The following is a 14,982-nucleotide window of genomic DNA, read 5'->3' as shown; positions in this document are numbered from 1 at the left end:
TCGGACGATCCACTACGGTCGACAGGAAAGTGGACGAACCGGAGGAGTCGACGCCCATGCCCGCCATCCCCGCTGCCTCCGTCGCCAATCTCCGCGACCTCGGTGGCCTGTCCCTCGGTGACGGGCGCGCCGTCCGGTCCGGCCTCGCCCTCCGCTCCGCGCAGCTCGACCGGCTGGATCCGGCCGAGCCGGCGGTGGCGGAGCTCGGCATCCGTACGGTCGTCGACCTCCGGACGGAGRCCGAGCGCGGCGACCGGCCGGACCGCCTGCCGGCCGGCGCGCGGCTGCTCGTCGCGGACGTGCTCGCCGACCATCTGGCCGTCAGCGGGCTGCCGCCCGCCGCGCGGCTGAAGCTCCTGCTCTCCGACCCGGCGCTCGCCGAGGAGCACCTCGGCGGGGGCCGGGTGCGGGCGGCCTTCGCCCGCACCTACCGCACCTTCGTGTCCGGCGACTCCGCCCGCGCCGCGTACCGCGCCCTGCTGACGGAGCTGGGGACGCCGGGCGCCGGGCCCGTCCTCTTCCACTGCTCGGCCGGCAAGGACCGGACGGGGTGGGCGGCGACCGTCGTCCTGGGGCTGCTGGGCGCGGACGAGAAGACGGTGCGGGACGAGTACCTGTCGGTCAACACGGCGGTACGGCAGGCGTTCGCGCCGATGATCGAGGGGTTCACCGCGCAGGGCGGGGACCCCGAGCTGGCACTCGACCTGATCGGCGTCCTGCCGGAGTACCTGGAGGCGGGGCTCGACGAGGTGGCGGTCCGGCACGGCTCGATGGAGAAGTACGTACGGGAGGGGCTGGGCGTTCCGGACGAGGTGACGGAGCTGATCCGCCGGCGGCTGACGGTGCACGCGGCCTGAGCCGCCGCCGGGGACGCGGCGGGGGCGCCGGGGGCCGGGGGCCGGGGCCGGGGGCCGGGGCCGGGGGCCGGGGCCGGGGGCCGGGGCCGGGGTGACCATCGGAAGAATCGCTCGTTCTGCTGAACGTGAGCACCCAGGATCTCGACCCCTCGCCCGTGGGCCCCGTCGACGTCGAGCAGGCCGAGGCCGCGCTCGTCGAGCGCTATCCGCGCCTCGTGCGCATCGCCTATCTCGTGCTGCCGCCGACGCTCGGCCGCAACCGCCGGGTGCTGACCGCGCACGCGCTCGTCCAGCGTTCGCTGCCGCGCCGCCGGGTGCCGGGCCCGGCGGTCCCGGGCCCCCGGCGCACCGAGGACGCGGTCGATCCCGGCTACGCGTACGTCCGGGGCGAGGTGCTCCGGCAGGCGCTGCTCGCCGGCCGGCCCCTGCGCTGGAACACGCTGCCGCGCCGCGCCCAGCTCCCGCCGCTGCTGCCGCAGGTGTGGGGCCTCCGGGTCTTTCCCCGCGTGGGCGGCGCGGACGAACTCGCCCTGGACCAACGCCTGTCCACCCTCTCGGGCCCCGGCCGAGCGGCCTACGTCCTCCGCGGCCTGGAACGCCAGGGCGACCCGGAGGTCCTCCGCGTCCTGGCAGCGGCGGGCGTCACCGACCCGCAGGCGGCCCTCGCGGAGGCGGACGCGGTCGATGCGGCGGAGGACGAGGCGTTGCCCGCGGCGCCGGGCGTCGGCGGCGATGGGGCGGGGGGCGCGCTGGGCGGGTCGGGGGGTGCGGGTGGGGCCGGGGGCCCCAGCGGGTCTGGGGGCCCCAGCCGGTTTGGGGGCCCCAGCGGGTCCGGGGGCCCCAGCGGGTCCGGCGACCGCGCAGGTAGCGCCTGGCGGCCCGGCGGGCCCGCCTTCCCCGGTGGGGACGGCCGGGCCGCGCGGGTCGGCGAGCAGGCCGGGCCCGGCAGGGGGGCCGGGAGCCCGGGCAAGGCGGGCGAGACAGGGCGGCTCGCGGACACCTGGGCGGGCCGCGAGGACGCCGAACCCGGCTCCGAGGGAGGCGCGCGGGGCGGAGACCCCCGCGCCGACGGCGGCCGACGGGACGGCGAGCAGGCCGGGCCCCGCAGGGCCGGGGGTCCGGGCCACGCGGGCGAGGCCGGGCGGCTCGCGGACGGCCGTGAGGATGCCCTCCCCCGCGCCGGGGGGCGGCCCGGCGCCGACGGCGGCGCCCGGGACGCCGGGCGGACCGGAGGACCCGGCGACGCCCGGGCCGGAGACCCCCGCGGCGGCGAACCCCGCTCCGGTGGGCACCGGGAGGGCGGTCGGGCGCGGCGGAGTGTTCGGGTCAGTGGGGCCGCCTTGCTGGAGTCCGCCGAGTTCGATCCCTGTTCGCTTCAGGCCCGGCCCACCGATCTGCTGCGGCGGAGGCAGCACGTCCGGGCCGGGCTCGTCGCTGTCGCCGCGCTCGTCGTGTGCGGGACGCTGCTCGGGCTGCCCGGGGACGGCTGGGGCAGAAACGGTGCTGCCGCCCCCTCGTACGCCCGTAACCCCGCCGCCGAGGCCGCACTCGACCCCGGGGCCGTGAAGCGTGTGCCGGCCTCCGCCTGGCCGGGGTCCACCCGGCGGGACTTCTCGGTGTGGCCCGCGCGCGGCGGTCTCGCCGGCGACCGGCCGCTGTTGCGGCGGGCGCTCGCCGTGTGGGCGCGGCCCGGGCTGTCCGTGGAGTCGTCGGCGACGCCCGGGACGCCCGTGGGGCCGCCGATGGGGCCGCCTCAGCTGCTGTTCGCGGGGGTCGTGGACGGGGTGCGGGTCGTGCTCTTCCACGACGGGCTGCGGGCCGTGCGGTACGCGGAGCCGGTGGCGGGGACCGCGGCCGCCGCGCTGGACTTCGCGCGGACGGACGGGGCCGACGCCGTCGGTTCGGCCGCGCTCGTCGTCTCCCGGGCCTCGGGCAACGTCCGCTATCTGACGGCCCCTTGGGTGCGGGAGACGGCCGTACGGGACCTGCTCGCGCCCGCGAAGGCGCCGTGGCCGCTGGCCCGGGACGCGGACGGGGTGACGGAGCCGGTGCCGAGTCCCGCGCAGGCGAAGGAGTGCGAGCGCTGGAACTCCCTCCAGGTGCGGGAGGGTTCGGGCACGCGGCTCCTCACCGACCTGGGCGAGCTGGCGCCCGCCCGGCTCCTGTGGGGCCCGCCGGACGCGCCGGCGGACGTGACGGCGAAGGAGGCGCGCGAGGCGTGGGCGCGGACGGCGTGCCGGCTGTCGGCCGTACGGGCGCACGGGGTGCGGTCGGTGAACGCCTGGCGGTTCGCGTCGCAGCCGCTCCCCGAGGGCGCCGGGCGCGGCACCTGGGTGTGCACGCGCGCGGAGACCTGGCGCGGTACGGGCGACCGGGTCCTCGCCCAGTTCCTGGTGCCGTCGCCGAAGGCGCCGGCGGCGCTCGCGGCCCGGTCCGAGGGTTCGCCGGCGTGCGGGGTGCGGGATCCCCGGGTCCTGGCGGGCGTGCTGTGGCAGGCGCCGAGCGGCGGCTGGTACGTCCTGGCGGCGGGCAGCCCGGACTTCGCCTCCCTGGAGACCTCGGGCGGGGTGAAGGGCCGCGCGGACGGTCCGGTGCTCGCCGTGAAGGCGAAGGCGGGGGCGCGGGCCGATCTGGACGGCACCCTGCGGGACGGCACACGCGTGGCCGCGCTGCGGTGAGCCCGTGCGGGGCCCCGTGGGCCCCGCACCCGATCCCGTACCGGCCCCGCACCGCCGAAAAAGGCAGTGCACGGGCCTGTTGCCATCGCCTTACCCCTCAGTACATTGACGTCATGTCTAATACGCAGCCTGCACCGGTGGCGTCGGAACACGTCGAGCTCAAGGCCCGCAAGGTCTCCTTCGACTGGGAAGAGACCCCGCTCCACTGGGTACCCGGCGACCCCTTCACCACGCACACGATCAACGTGCTGCACCTGCTGCTCCCGGCGGGCGAGCGGTGGTTCGTGCACGTCTACAAGCAGGCCCTGCCGTACATCACCGACGACCGGCTGCGCGAGGACGTCATCGGCTTCATCGGCCAGGAGGCCATCCACTCCCAGGCCCACGACGACGTCCTCCCCCACCTGCGGAAGCTGGGCCTCGACCCGACCCCGTACACCGCGCAGGTCGACTGGTTCTTCGAGAAGCTCCTCGGGGACCGGACCCTGCCGCCCGGCCGCCCGCGCCGCTGGTGGCTGATGGAGCGGGTCGCGATGATCGCCGCCATCGAGCACTACACGGCCTTCCTCGGCAACTGGGTCCTGAACGCCGACGAGCTCGACCGGCGCGGAGCCGACCCCGTCATGCTCGACCTGCTGCGCTGGCACGGGGCCGAGGAGGTCGAGCACCGCTCGGTCGCCTTCGAGCTCTTCATGCACCTCGACGGCGGCTACCGGCGCCGCGCCCGCACCTGGGCGCTCGCCTTCTCCGCGCTCGTCTTCCTCTGGCAGCGGGGCGCCCGCTTCTTCATGGAGAACGACCCGAGCCTCCTCGACGGCAAGGCCTCCTTCGGCCAGTTCTACCGCAGGGGCCGGCAGGGCGTGCTGCCCTCCACCCCGGACATGCTGCGCTCCATACCCCGCTACCTGAGCCGCGCCTACCACCCCTCCCAGGAGGGCGACACCGCGCAGGCGCTCGCCTACCTCGCCTCCTCCCCCGGCGCCGGCGGAGGCCACTGATGCCCCGCCTGACCACCGTCGCCCTCGTCGCCGGCGCCGCGCTGCTCGTCCGCCGCGCCGTCCGCAGCCGGATGTCCACGGCCCCGCTGTGGCCGATGCCCGCCCTCGACGTGCCCGTGTCCGGGTACGGCCGGGGCAGCACGGTCCCCCGCCGGGTCCTCGTCACCGGGCGCGCCACGCCCGCCGAGGGCGTCGTCGAACTGCGCCTGGAGGGTGCCGGGTTGCCCGCGTGGCAGCCGGGCGCCCATGTCGACCTCGTCCTGCCCTCCGGGCTCGTGCGGCAGTACTCGCTCTGCGGCGACCCGGCCGACACCGGTACGTACACGGTCGCGACGCGGCTGATCGAGGACGGCCGGGGCGGTTCGCGCGAGGTGCACGAGCAGCTCCACGAAGGCACGGAGGTCGAGATCCGCGGGCCGCGCAACCGCTTCCCGCTGGTCGACGCCCCCGCGTACGTCTTCGTCGCCGGCGGCATCGGCATCACCCCGGTCCTGCCGATGGTGCGCGCCGCCGAGGCGGCCGGGGCGGACTGGCGGCTCGTGTACTGCGGGCGGAGCCGGGCCACCATGCCGTACCTGGAGGAGATCGAGCGGCTCGGGGGCGGCGAGCGGAGCGAGATGGGGGTCCCCCCGGCCGGAGGCTGGGGGAGCGTCACCGTCGTCGCGGAGGACGAGTCCGGCTTTCCCGAGCTGGGATTCCTCGCGCACGTGCCGATCGAGACCGCCGTCTACTGCTGTGGTCCCGACGGCCTGATGGACGCGGTGGACGCGGCGATGCCCGAGGGCCGGGCGCCGCGCCTGGAGCGCTTCTCCGCCGCCGCGCCGGCCGGCGGCACCGCCTTCGAGGTCGAACTGCGCCGCTCCGGGCGGGTGGTGGCGGTGGCGGCCGACCAGTCGGTGCTCGCGGCGGTCCGCGAGGAGGTCCCCGGCCTCATGTACTCCTGCCGGCAGGGGTTCTGCGGGACCTGCCAACAGCGGGTCCTGGAGGGGGAGATCGACCACCGGGACGAGCTGCTCACCGACGAGGAGCGGGGCGACTCGATGCTGATCTGCGTCTCGCGGTGCGCGGGGAAGCGGCTCGTCCTGGACCTGTAGGTCCCCCCGGGCCTTATGGGCCTTACGGGCCTCCCCCGGCCTCCCCGGGGCCTTACGGCAGGATCAGCCAGTCGAAGGCGAGGGCGGAGAGCAGGCCGCTCACCAGGAGCCAGGTGGCCAGCCGCGTACGGCCGTTGCGGGAGAGTTCGATGACGACTCCGCAGAGGATCATCGCGAGGCCGTACACCCCGACGACCAGGACGGACGTACGGCTCGCGAGGCGGATCACCAGGACCACGGCGAGGGCGACGAGCAGGACGGACGCGGCGGCCACGCGGAGCCGTCGCGCCTGCTTGGGCGTGAGGCCGCCCGCCGAAGACTCCTCCTCGAACTCGTCGGACTCGGCGGACTCGTCGAACTCTTCGGACTCCTCGGACTCCTCGGTCTCGTCGGGCTCGCCGGCGCCCTCGTCGGAGGTCTTTGCGGAGGTCTCGTCGATCTCGGGTGCCTCAGGTGCCTCGGGGGCCTCGGCGGCCGGGGTGTCCTGGTCGGAAGCGCTCATGGAGCAGGAGCGTAACGGACCCCGTTAGGCTGTTCGTATGACGACCGGGGTACGCCGCAGGATGGGCGTCGAGGAGCGCAAGCAGCAGCTGATCGGGGTGGCCCTCGAACTCTTCAGCCACCGCTCTCCCGACGAGGTGTCCATCGACGAGATCGCCGCGGCCGCGGGGATCTCGCGACCGCTGGTCTACCACTACTTCCCCGGCAAGCAGAGCCTCTACGAGGCGGCGCTGCGGCGGGCGGCCGACGAGCTGGCGGCCCGCTTCGTGGAGCCGCCGCAGGGCCCGCTGGGCGCGCGGCTGCTGCGGGTGATGGGCCGGTTCTTCGACTTCGTGGACGAGCACGGGCCGGGCTTCGCGGCGCTGATGCGCGGCGGTCCCGCGGTGGGCTCCTCCACGACGAACGCGATGATCGACGAGGTGCGGCAGGCCGCGTACGAGCAGATCCTCGCCCACCTGGGGGTCGACAGGCCCTCGGCGCGGCTCGAACTGGTCGTCCGCTCCTGGGTGTCGCTCGCCGAGTCGACGGCCCTGCTCTGGCTGGACGGCCGGCGGGTCCCGCGCGCGGAGCTGGAGTTGCAGCTCGTGCACGACTTCGCGGCGCTGGCCGCGGTGAGCGCCGCTTACGACACGGAGATGGCGGAGATCCTGGTCGGCATCCTCGCCGACGAGCCGGCCGACGGCCCCTTCGGGGACCTGGTGGCCCGGCTCGCCGCGCTCGTGCCGACGGTCGCGCCCGCCGTGCCCGATCAGCGCTTGCGGTAGGACGGTTCGAGGTCGCGGATCTCGACGGAGAGCCGGACCCCCTCGCTCGCCTTGAGGTACGTGGGCAGCAGGGCGAGGACGGCCTCGGAGAGCCGCGCCTTGACCGCGTCCGTACGGCCGGACAGCAGGGCGATCTCGACGTGGACGATCACGTCGTCGGTCGCGCCGTCGCCGACCACCAACTCCTCGACCTCCCGGAAGCGGGTCTTGCAGGCGTCGAGCGTGGTGTCCACGGTCTCGACGACCAGCGGGTGCAGGGCGAGCGCGAAGCCGCGCCGGTCGAGGGGCGCGGAGTAGTCCACGGTGATCTGCGGCATGGGTGACTCCCGGGGAGGGGCAGATGCGGATGTCGGATGTTCCGGCCACACCTTTACGGTGATCGCCATGACGACACAAGTGACCTTCCGGCAGGCGGACGACCGCGATCTGGACCTTCTGGTGGGGCTGTTCGACGGGCTGGCCCGGTGGATGGTGCGGAACGGGATCGATCAATGGAAACCGGGCGCGAAGGGCGCCGAGCACTTCCGGGGGCGCATCGCCGACGGTGAGGTGTGGCTGGCCCTCGACGGGGGCCGGGCGGTCGGCGCGTACGAGCTGTGGTGGGACGACGAGCAGGCCTGGGGGCCGCAGCCGCCGGTCGCCGGATACGTGCACCGGCTGATGACCGACCGGGAGGCGGCGCCCGCCGGGACCGGGCGGGTGCTGCTCGCCCACGCGGAGGAGCGGATCGCGGCCCGGGGGCGGGCGGTCGCGCGGCTCGACTCCATGACGAACAACCCGCGGCTCCGTACGTACTACGAAGCCGCGGGTTACGCGGCCGTCGGCGAGGAGCCGGGAAAGCTCGCCGCCGACGGCACGCGCTACGGGGTCACGCTCTGGGAGAAGGCCCTCACCGGGCTCACCCGGCCTTGAACACCGCCACCGTCCGGGCCGGGACCGTGAAGGTGCCCGAACCGGCCTCGTAGGAGGCGGACTTCACGACGGCGTCGGAGCCGCTCGCCTGGACGGGGTGGAGGGCGTAGCCCTTGCCCGCCGCGTCGGCGACCTTCTGCTTCTGCTCCTGCGGGGTCGCGTTGAGGACGACGACGAGGTCCCCGAGGCGCATGGTGATGACGCCGGGGGTCTCGCCGGGGCCGGAGAGCGGGAAGGACAGGGCGGACTGGACCCGGTCCGCCGTGGCCAGCGAGAACACCGGCTCGGTCGTCCGGATCTCCTGGAGGTCCCGGTAGGCCGCCGAGGTGCCGTCGATCTGTGCGCAGCCGACCGTCAGGGCCGGGTTGACGAGCAGCGGCTTCCCGTAGGCCCACTTGGCCTTGTTGTCGGGGGCCGGGGGCAGGCCGCGGCCGAAGCCGTTGCCGTCGCGGCAGTCCCAGTGGATCGCGTTGAACCAGTCGCCGCTGTCGTACGAGTTGCGGTCGAGGGACTTGGAGCGGAGCAGGTCCGAGCCCGCCTGGGAGAGCGCCGGGCCCTGCGAGAGGGTGGCCGTCGCCATGGCGAGGACCTGCATGCGGGCCCGGTCCGTGGCCGGCGTGCCGGCGGGGAGCTTGAAGGCCAGCGCGTCGTACAGCGTCTCGTTGTCGTGGGCGTCGACGTAGGCGAGGGCGTCGCCGGGGGCGGCGGCGTAGCCGGCCGGGGCGCCGTTGTAGTCGACCTGGCTGCCCTTGACCGTACGGCCCGAGGTGTCGGTGAAGGTGTAGTCGGCGAGGTTGCCGGTCAGGCCGACCTTGATCAGGTCCTGGTAGTGGAGCAGCCGGGCCTTCTGTTCGGCCGGGGTGCCGTTGGCCGTCGAGGAGTTGGGGTCGGTGAAGAGTCCGGAGGCGAAGCCCTGGACGCCCGGGTCCTCGTCGAAGGGGCCGCCGCCGCGCACGGCGTCGCGGGCGCGGTCGGAGAAGGTGGCGACGCCGGTTCCGGCCATGTTCTTCTGGGTGGCCTGGACGAAGCGGGAGTCGTCGGCGATCTCGCCGAAGTTCCAGCCCTCGCCGTAGAGGACGATCGACTTGCCGTCGACGCCGTCGCGGGCGACGGTCAGCTCGTCCAGGGCCTTCCGTACGGCCAGGATGTTGGCCTTCGGGTGGTGGCCCATGAGGTCGAAGCGGAAGCCGTCGACCTTGTAGTCCTTGGCCCAGGTGACGACCGAGTCGACGACGAGCTTGCCCATCATGGCGTTCTCGGGCGCGGTGTTGGCGCAGCAGGTGGAGGTGGCGACGGAGCCGTCGGCCTGGAGGCGCTGGTAGTAGCCGGGCACGATCTTGTCGAGGACGGACTTGTCGGACTGTCCGGCGGCGACGGTGTGGTTGTAGACGACGTCCATGACCGTGCGCAGGCCGTTGCCGTTGAGGGCCTGGACCATCTGCCGGAACTCGACCGTGCGGCGGGTGCCTTCGGGGTCGGTGGCGTAGGAGCCCTCGGGGACGGTGTAGTGCAGCGGGTCGTAGCCCCAGTTGTAGGCGTCCTTGGCCGCGGCGGCCGCGACGCAGGCCTGCTGCTCCTCGGAGTCGGGGGCGTAGACCTTCAGGTCGCAGGCGGGTGCGGTCCGGTCCGACTCCTTCTCGGGGATGGTGCCGATGTCGAAGCCCGGGAGGAGGTGGACGTAGGAGGTGCCGGAGGCGGCGAGGTCGCGGAGGTGCTGCGAGCCCTTGCTCCCCTTGTCCGTGAAGGCCAGGTAGGTGCCCCGGTGATCGGCCTTGGCCGTCGGGTCCGCGATCGAGAAGTCGCGGATGTGGAGCTCCTGGATCTGGGCGTCCCGCAGCGGTACGGCCGCGGGCTTCTTCAGGGACGTCCAGCCCTTGGGTGCGAGCCGGGTGTCGGTGAGGTCGACGGCGAGGCTGCGGGCGGAGTCGGTGGTGAGGGCGGTGGAGTAGGGGTCGGTGACCTTGTTGGTGACGACCTTCTGGACGCTGGGGGCCCAGACCTTCACCACGTACCGGTAGGGCTTGCCCGTCCAGGACTTCGGTCCGGTGGCCGACCAGACGCCGGAGCTGTCGTCGCGCCGCATGGGCACGGTCCGGCCGTCGAGTTCGAGGGCGACCGACTGGGCGGTGGGGGCCCAGAGGGAGAGGGTGGTGCGGCCGTCGCGGAAGACGGGGCCGAGGGCGGCGCCGGTGGCCTTCTTCGCGTACAGGTCGTCGAGGACGCCCGCCGTCTGGACGCCGGTGGCGGCGAGCAGGGCGCCGTTGGCGGCGCGCTGGGTGGCGATGAGCTGGCCGCGGAGGGACGCGCGGACGCGGTCGGCGTCACGCGGGTCGACGGTGAAGGCCGGGTACTCCTTGAGGTGCGGGTACTTCGCCTTCTGGGCGTCGGTGAGCGCGGTCTGGTTGAGCCGCAGCCACTGGCCCTCGGTGTTCAGGGTCCCGTCGGTGACGGTGATCCCGCCGTCCTTCGCGTACACCAGCTGCTGGCTGGTGGCGTCGGTGGCCTTCACCTTCCAGACGACGGTGTTCCGGTCGATCCACTGGGCCTCGGCCTTGCCGAGGTCGAGGTTCGGGGCACCGCCGACGGTCGGGAGGAGGTACTTCTGCTGTCCGGAGAGCGCCCAGATCTCGTGGCCGTAGGTGGCGAGGTCGAGGGACTGGTCGGTGGGCAGGTCCTTCTCGTCGCCCTTGTGGAGGATGTACGAGAGGGAGGTCGCGCCCTCGGCGAGCGGCACCTCGTAGACGGCGCCGTACGCGTCGACGCGGACCGGCAGGAGGGGCTTGGACCAGTCGGTGGGCTGGGCGGCGCCGGTCCAGGTGTGGAGGCCCCAGCCGTCGTAGTTCCCGTCGGGCCGCTGGTAGTGGATGACGGCCTTGGTCTTGTCCTGCGGGGCGGGGGCCGGGTTCGTGTCGGACTGGCCGTCCTGGCCCTGCGTGATCCAGACCTCGCCGGTGCGGCCGAGGGTGATGCTCCGCTGGGGGCCGTCGGCGGCGCCGTCCTTCTCGACGGTGTAGGCGAGGGTGGACGCGCCTTCGGGGACCTTGACCCAGGCGAAGGCGCCGTGGGCGTCGCGGCCGGTGAACGCGGCCTCCTGGCCGGCGGCCTTCAGCTGCCAGCCGGCGTAGTTCCCGTCCTCGCGCCGGTAGTGCACGACGGCGTAAGTGCGCTCGACGGCGACGGGCTTCTCGGGTGCGGGGACCTGTCCGGCGGTGGTGGTGGCGGTGGCGCTCGCGGTGCGGCCGGCGCTGTCGACGGCGACGGCCTTGTAGCGCAGGGCCGTGCCGGCGGCGGCGGTCACGTGCTGGGTGACCTTGTAGGGGGCGTGGTCGGCGGTGCCGAGGGTCTGCCAGCGGCCGTTGCCGACCTGGGCGGCGAAGACGACCCGGTTGAGGCCGCCGCCGGTGACGTCGGCGCTGAGCTCGACGGTGCCGGTGGCGCCGGCGGCCGGGGCGTCCAGGGACAGGGTGGGTCCGGTGGCCGGGGTCGGGAGGGGCTTGTCGGCCTTGAGGACCAGGGAGGAGAGCGCCGGGACGGTGACGGTGACCTTGCCGTCCTTCGCGGCGACGGCGCCCTGACCCCCGTACAGGGCACGGAAGTCCGCGGAGTCGACGGGGACGGTGACGGTCTTGTCGGTGGTGGCGCTGTTGGTGGCGACGAGGTACTCGGTCCGCGTCTTCGCGTCCGTACGGGAGAAGGCGTAGACGGAGCCCTCGGCGAGCCGCTCCTGCTGGACGCCGTCGCGGAGGGCCGGGTGGGCCTTGGTGAGGCGGGACAGTTCGGCGACGGAGGCGTAGACGGGGTGCTTCGTGTCGTACGCGTCGGTGGCGTGGGTGCGGTCGGTGCCGAGCTGGTCGTCGTCGAGGTAGTCGGCGGCCTGGGCGGCGAAGAGGGGCTGGCGGGCGTCCTTGTCGCCGCCGGCGCCCGTGAAGCCCTGCTCGTCGCCGGAGTAGATCACCGGGTTGCCGCGGGACAGGAACATCAGCTCGTTGGCGAGCCGGGCCCGGCGGAGGAGTTCGGCGTCGGAGGCGTTCGGGTTGTCCTGCTTGAGGAAGGTGCCGATGCGGCCCATGTCGTGGTTGCCGAGGAAGGTCACCTGCTCGTAGGCGTTGGCCTTGTCGGTGGTGTACCGGTAGTCCTCGGCGAAGACCTTCGCGAGGCGGTCGGCGCCGGCGCCCTGGGAGGCGAAGGCGCGGGCCGCGTCCTGGAAGGGGAAGTCCAGGGTGGCGTCGAGCCGGCCCCGGGTGACGTAGGGGGAGGTGACGGTGGTGTCGGCGGAGTAGACCTCGCCGAACATGAAGAAGTCCTCGCGGCCGCGCTTCTTCGCGTACGCGTCGAGGGCGGTGGCCCACTCGGTCCAGAAGTCCAGGTCGACGTGTTTGACGGTGTCGATGCGGAAGCCGTCGATCTTGAAGTCGCGGACCCACTTCTCGTAGATCTTCTTCATGCCCTCGACGACCTCGGGACGCTCGGTCCACAGGTCGTCGAGGCCGACGAAGTCGCCGTACTCGGCGGACTCGCCGGCCCAGGTGGAGTCGCCCCGGTTGTGGTACATCGTGGGGTCGTTGAGCCAGGCCGGGACCTTGGTGTTCGCCTTCTCGACCGGCGTGTACGGGAAGGAGCCGGCGTCGACCTCGCGGATGGCGTCCCGGTCGTCGAAGGGGCGGCCGTCCTCGTCGAGGTACGGGTAGGCGCCCTTGGGGCGGTAGCCGTACTTCTTCTCGGCGTAGTCGACGGTGTCGGCGGTGTGGTTGGTGATGACGTCGAAGAAGACCTTCATGCCCTTGGCGTGGGCGGCGGCGATCAGCTTCTCCAGGTCCTCGTTGGTCCCGAAGTGCGGGTCGACCTGGGTGAAGTCGGTGATCCAGTAGCCGTGGTAGCCGGCGGAGGCGTCCTTCCCCTCCCCCTGCACGGGCCGGTTCTTGAAGATCGGGGCCATCCAGATGGCGGTGGTCCCGAGGCCCTTGATGTAGTCGAGCCGCTGGGTCAGGCCCTTGAGGTCGCCGCCCTGGTAGAAGCCCTTGTCGGTGGGGTCGAAGCCGGTCTGCGTACGGCTGCCGGTGAGGCCGCCGCGGTCGTTGGAGGTGTCGCCGTTGGCGAAACGGTCCGGCAGGACGAAGTAGAACTGCTCGCGGGTGAGGTCCTGGCGGGCGGGCTGGGCCGCGAGCGCGCGGTCGGAGGGCGGGGCGGGGGGCCTGGGCGCGGCGGCCGCGGGGACGGCGGGCACGAGGGCCGCGCACAGGGCGGCGGCCAGCGCGACCGCCGTTCTCTTGGGTGTCACGGGGGTGCTCCCTGGAGGAGGGACGGGGGTACGGGTGGGAGGGCCGCCCCGGTGAGGGGGGGCGGCCCTGGAGAGGAGGGGAGGTCAGCTGCGGAAGGTGTCGTTCAGGACGATCTGGCCCGAGGCGGGGACGGTCGCGGTGCGGTTGGCACCGGACTCCCAGGTGACGTTTCCTGCGGCGTCCTTGCGGATGTACTTGTACTCGAAGGACGTGCCGGCGGGCAGCGGGACCGTCAGCTTCCAGACGGGGTACGCGGCCGGGTCGAGCTTGAGGGCGGAGGCCGGGGCCCAGTTGCCGAGCTCGGCGCGGTTGCCGGTGACGTAGATGTTCTGGCCGGTCACCGTGGTGGCGGTGGCGTTGAACGAGGCGCCGGCGGTGGCCGGGGGCGTCGTCGGCGGGGTCGTCGGGGTGGTGCCGCCTCCGCAGCCGGTGGCGTTCACGTGCAGGGCCAGGGCCGTGTTGGCGGCGAGGGTGGCCGTGAACTGGCCGGACGCGTTCACCGTCACGGGCGTGTTCGACTGGACGTCGCAGTAGACGCCGGGGGCGAGCTGCGTCTGGAAGGTGCGGGTGAGCGCCGAGGACTCGTGGTTGATGGCCACGTACGCCTTGGAGCCGCGGCCGAACGCGATCGCGTTGTTGCCGTTGTCCCACCAGCCGGTGACGGACTGGCCGCGCGCCGCGTTGCGGAAGCCGACCATGGAGGAGATCTCGCGCCAGGCGTGCTGGCACTTCCAGCCGTCGCTGTAGCAGGCGTTCACCTGGCCGCCGTTGGGCGGTCCGGCGTCCTTGTCGGTCCACTCGTAGCCGGAGTGGACGTCCGGGGAGCCGTAGGGCCAGGCGAGCATGAAGACGGAGGCGAGGGTGTAGTTCGCGCCGTCCTTGTAGCTGAGGGTGTCGCCGCCGCGCTCGGTGTCGTGGTTGTCGACGAAGACGCCGGACTGGCCGGAGGGCATGTAGCCCCAGGCCTCGCCGAGGTTCTTGAGGTAGGCGAGCTTCTCGCCCTGGACGACGCGCTTGAGGTCGCGGGCGTAGCGGAACTCCTGGACGTCTCCGGTACCGAGGTACTCGCTCGGGGAGACGGCCTCGCCTGCGCCGTGGATCGCCTCCTGCTTCCAGTAGGCGTTGGGGTTGCTCAGCCGGGACTTGATGTTCGCCAGGTCGGCGGCCGGCATGTGCTTGGCGGCGTCGATGCGGAGGCCGTCGACGCCGAGCGAGAGGAGGTCGTTCAGGTAGCCCGCTATCTTGCCGCGGACGTACTCCTCGCCCGTGTCGAGGTCGGGGAGCTGGACCAGTTCGCAGTTCTGGACGTTGCCCCGGTCCTGGTAGTTGCTGATCGAGGAGCGGCAGTCGTCCATGTCGGAGCCGGAGTAGAGGCCCGGGTAGTCGTACTTGGAGAACGGGGTCCCGCCCGTTCCCGTGCCGGATCCGTTCGCCATGTGGTTGATGACGGAGTCGGCCACGACCTTGACGCCGGCCGCGTGGCAGGTGTCGATCATGTTCTTGAAGGCGGTGCGGTCGCCGAGACGTCCGGCGATCTTGTAGCTGACCGGCTGGTACGAGGTCCACCACTGGCCGCCCTGGAGGTGTTCCTGGGGCGGGGAGACCTGGACGTATCCGTATCCGGCGGGGCCGAGGCGGTCGGTGCACTCCCGGGCCACCGAGGCGAAGTTCCACTCGAACATCACCGCGGTGACGTCCTTGTCCCCGGGCGGGGTCGCCTGCGCCGGGGCGTTGCCCGTGACGGCCACAGCGGCTCCCGCCACAAGGGCGAGTGCAGCTGCCACGGTCTTTCTGGCCATGATTCCTCCTGCTGACTTCACTGTCGCAAGAAGTTGCCGAAAGTATCAGCAACTGTTTTCAGCCGTGACCGTACGAGCGCCCCGACGCCCGGTCAACCCT

Annotated in this window: 10 protein-coding genes; 6 read left to right on the top strand and 4 right to left on the bottom strand. The window is 73.3% G+C overall.

Translation table 11 applies throughout. The features are described 5' to 3' along the window. Positions 1 to 56 precede the first annotated feature (56 nt). The 4 genes from ASC82_RS11365 (at position 57) to ASC82_RS11350 (ending at position 5,627) form a co-directional block, all read left to right on the top strand. A complete protein-coding gene (locus ASC82_RS11365; protein ID WP_056646326.1) occupies positions 57 to 857 on the top strand; it encodes a tyrosine-protein phosphatase in 801 nt (266 codons plus the stop codon). Between the two features lie 125 nt (positions 858 to 982). Further along, positions 983 to 3,535, top strand: coding sequence for a hypothetical protein (locus ASC82_RS11360; protein ID WP_056645327.1), 2,553 nt, complete (start codon positions 983 to 985; stop codon positions 3,533 to 3,535). A gap of 113 nt (positions 3,536 to 3,648) precedes the next feature. Continuing rightward, positions 3,649 to 4,533, top strand: coding sequence for a metal-dependent hydrolase (locus tag ASC82_RS11355; RefSeq protein WP_056645324.1), 885 nt, complete (start codon positions 3,649 to 3,651; stop codon positions 4,531 to 4,533). After that, positions 4,533 to 5,627 carry a PDR/VanB family oxidoreductase gene (locus ASC82_RS11350; RefSeq protein ID WP_056645322.1) on the top strand — a complete coding sequence of 365 codons (1,095 nt, stop codon included), beginning with the start codon at positions 4,533 to 4,535 and terminating at the stop codon, positions 5,625 to 5,627. The genes ASC82_RS11355 and ASC82_RS11350 overlap by 1 nt, the downstream gene beginning before the upstream one ends. A 52-nt stretch (positions 5,628 to 5,679) precedes the next feature. On the opposite strand, the gene ASC82_RS11345 is transcribed toward ASC82_RS11350, so the two are convergent. Beyond that, a complete protein-coding gene (locus ASC82_RS11345) occupies positions 5,680 to 6,129 on the bottom strand; it encodes a hypothetical protein (RefSeq protein ID WP_056645319.1) in 450 nt (149 codons plus the stop codon). 37 nt (positions 6,130 to 6,166) lie between these two features. On the opposite strand from ASC82_RS11345, the gene ASC82_RS11340 reads away from it, so the two are divergent. Beyond that, entirely contained in the window at positions 6,167 to 6,892 is a 726-nt protein-coding gene (locus ASC82_RS11340) for a TetR/AcrR family transcriptional regulator (RefSeq protein WP_056645316.1), read from the top strand. Here the strand turns inward: ASC82_RS11340 and ASC82_RS11335 are convergent. Next, positions 6,877 to 7,209: an isomerase gene (locus ASC82_RS11335; protein ID WP_056645313.1), complete on the bottom strand. Its 333-nt coding sequence runs from the start codon at positions 7,207 to 7,209 to the stop codon at positions 6,877 to 6,879. The two genes, ASC82_RS11340 and ASC82_RS11335, sit on opposite strands and share 16 nt — an antisense overlap. 67 nt (positions 7,210 to 7,276) lie before the next feature. Here ASC82_RS11335 and ASC82_RS11330 point away from each other — a divergent pair, with 67 nt between their 5' ends. Then, entirely contained in the window at positions 7,277 to 7,804 is a 528-nt protein-coding gene (locus tag ASC82_RS11330; RefSeq protein WP_056646323.1) for a GNAT family N-acetyltransferase, read from the top strand. Here ASC82_RS11330 and pulA read toward each other — a convergent pair. Beyond that, complete coding sequence (gene pulA / locus ASC82_RS11325) at positions 7,791 to 13,082, bottom strand: pullulanase-type alpha-1,6-glucosidase (RefSeq protein ID WP_056645310.1); 5,292 nt, start codon at positions 13,080 to 13,082, stop codon at positions 7,791 to 7,793. The genes ASC82_RS11330 and pulA overlap by 14 nt on opposite strands. Before the next feature lie 84 nt (positions 13,083 to 13,166). Continuing rightward, entirely contained in the window at positions 13,167 to 14,882 is a 1,716-nt protein-coding gene (locus ASC82_RS11320; RefSeq protein WP_056645307.1) for a carbohydrate-binding module family 20 domain-containing protein, read from the bottom strand. Positions 14,883 to 14,982: the final 100 nt, after the last annotated feature.

Source organism: Streptomyces sp. Root431, assembly GCF_001426585.1.
GTDB lineage: Bacteria > Actinomycetota > Actinomycetes > Streptomycetales > Streptomycetaceae > Streptomyces > Streptomyces stackebrandtii.
Note: the sequence above shows the minus strand (reverse complement) of the source record. Positions and strands in the feature narration are given on the sequence as shown.

Bases quoted from the DNA above. Each gene is read 5' to 3' on its own strand.
- ASC82_RS11355 (WP_056645324.1), top strand. From the start codon at position 3,649: ATGTCTAATACGCAGCCTGCACCGGTGGCGTCGGAACACGTCGAGCTC.
- ASC82_RS11350 (WP_056645322.1), top strand. From the start codon at position 4,533: ATGCCCCGCCTGACCACCGTCGCCCTCGTCGCCGGCGCCGCGCTGCTC.
- ASC82_RS11345 (WP_056645319.1), bottom strand. From the start codon at position 6,129: ATGAGCGCTTCCGACCAGGACACCCCGGCCGCCGAGGCCCCCGAGGCA.
- ASC82_RS11340 (WP_056645316.1), top strand. From the start codon at position 6,167: ATGACGACCGGGGTACGCCGCAGGATGGGCGTCGAGGAGCGCAAGCAG.
- ASC82_RS11335 (WP_056645313.1), bottom strand. From the start codon at position 7,209: ATGCCGCAGATCACCGTGGACTACTCCGCGCCCCTCGACCGGCGCGGC.
- ASC82_RS11330 (WP_056646323.1), top strand. From the start codon at position 7,277: ATGACGACACAAGTGACCTTCCGGCAGGCGGACGACCGCGATCTGGAC.
- ASC82_RS11320 (WP_056645307.1), bottom strand. From the start codon at position 14,882: ATGGCCAGAAAGACCGTGGCAGCTGCACTCGCCCTTGTGGCGGGAGCC.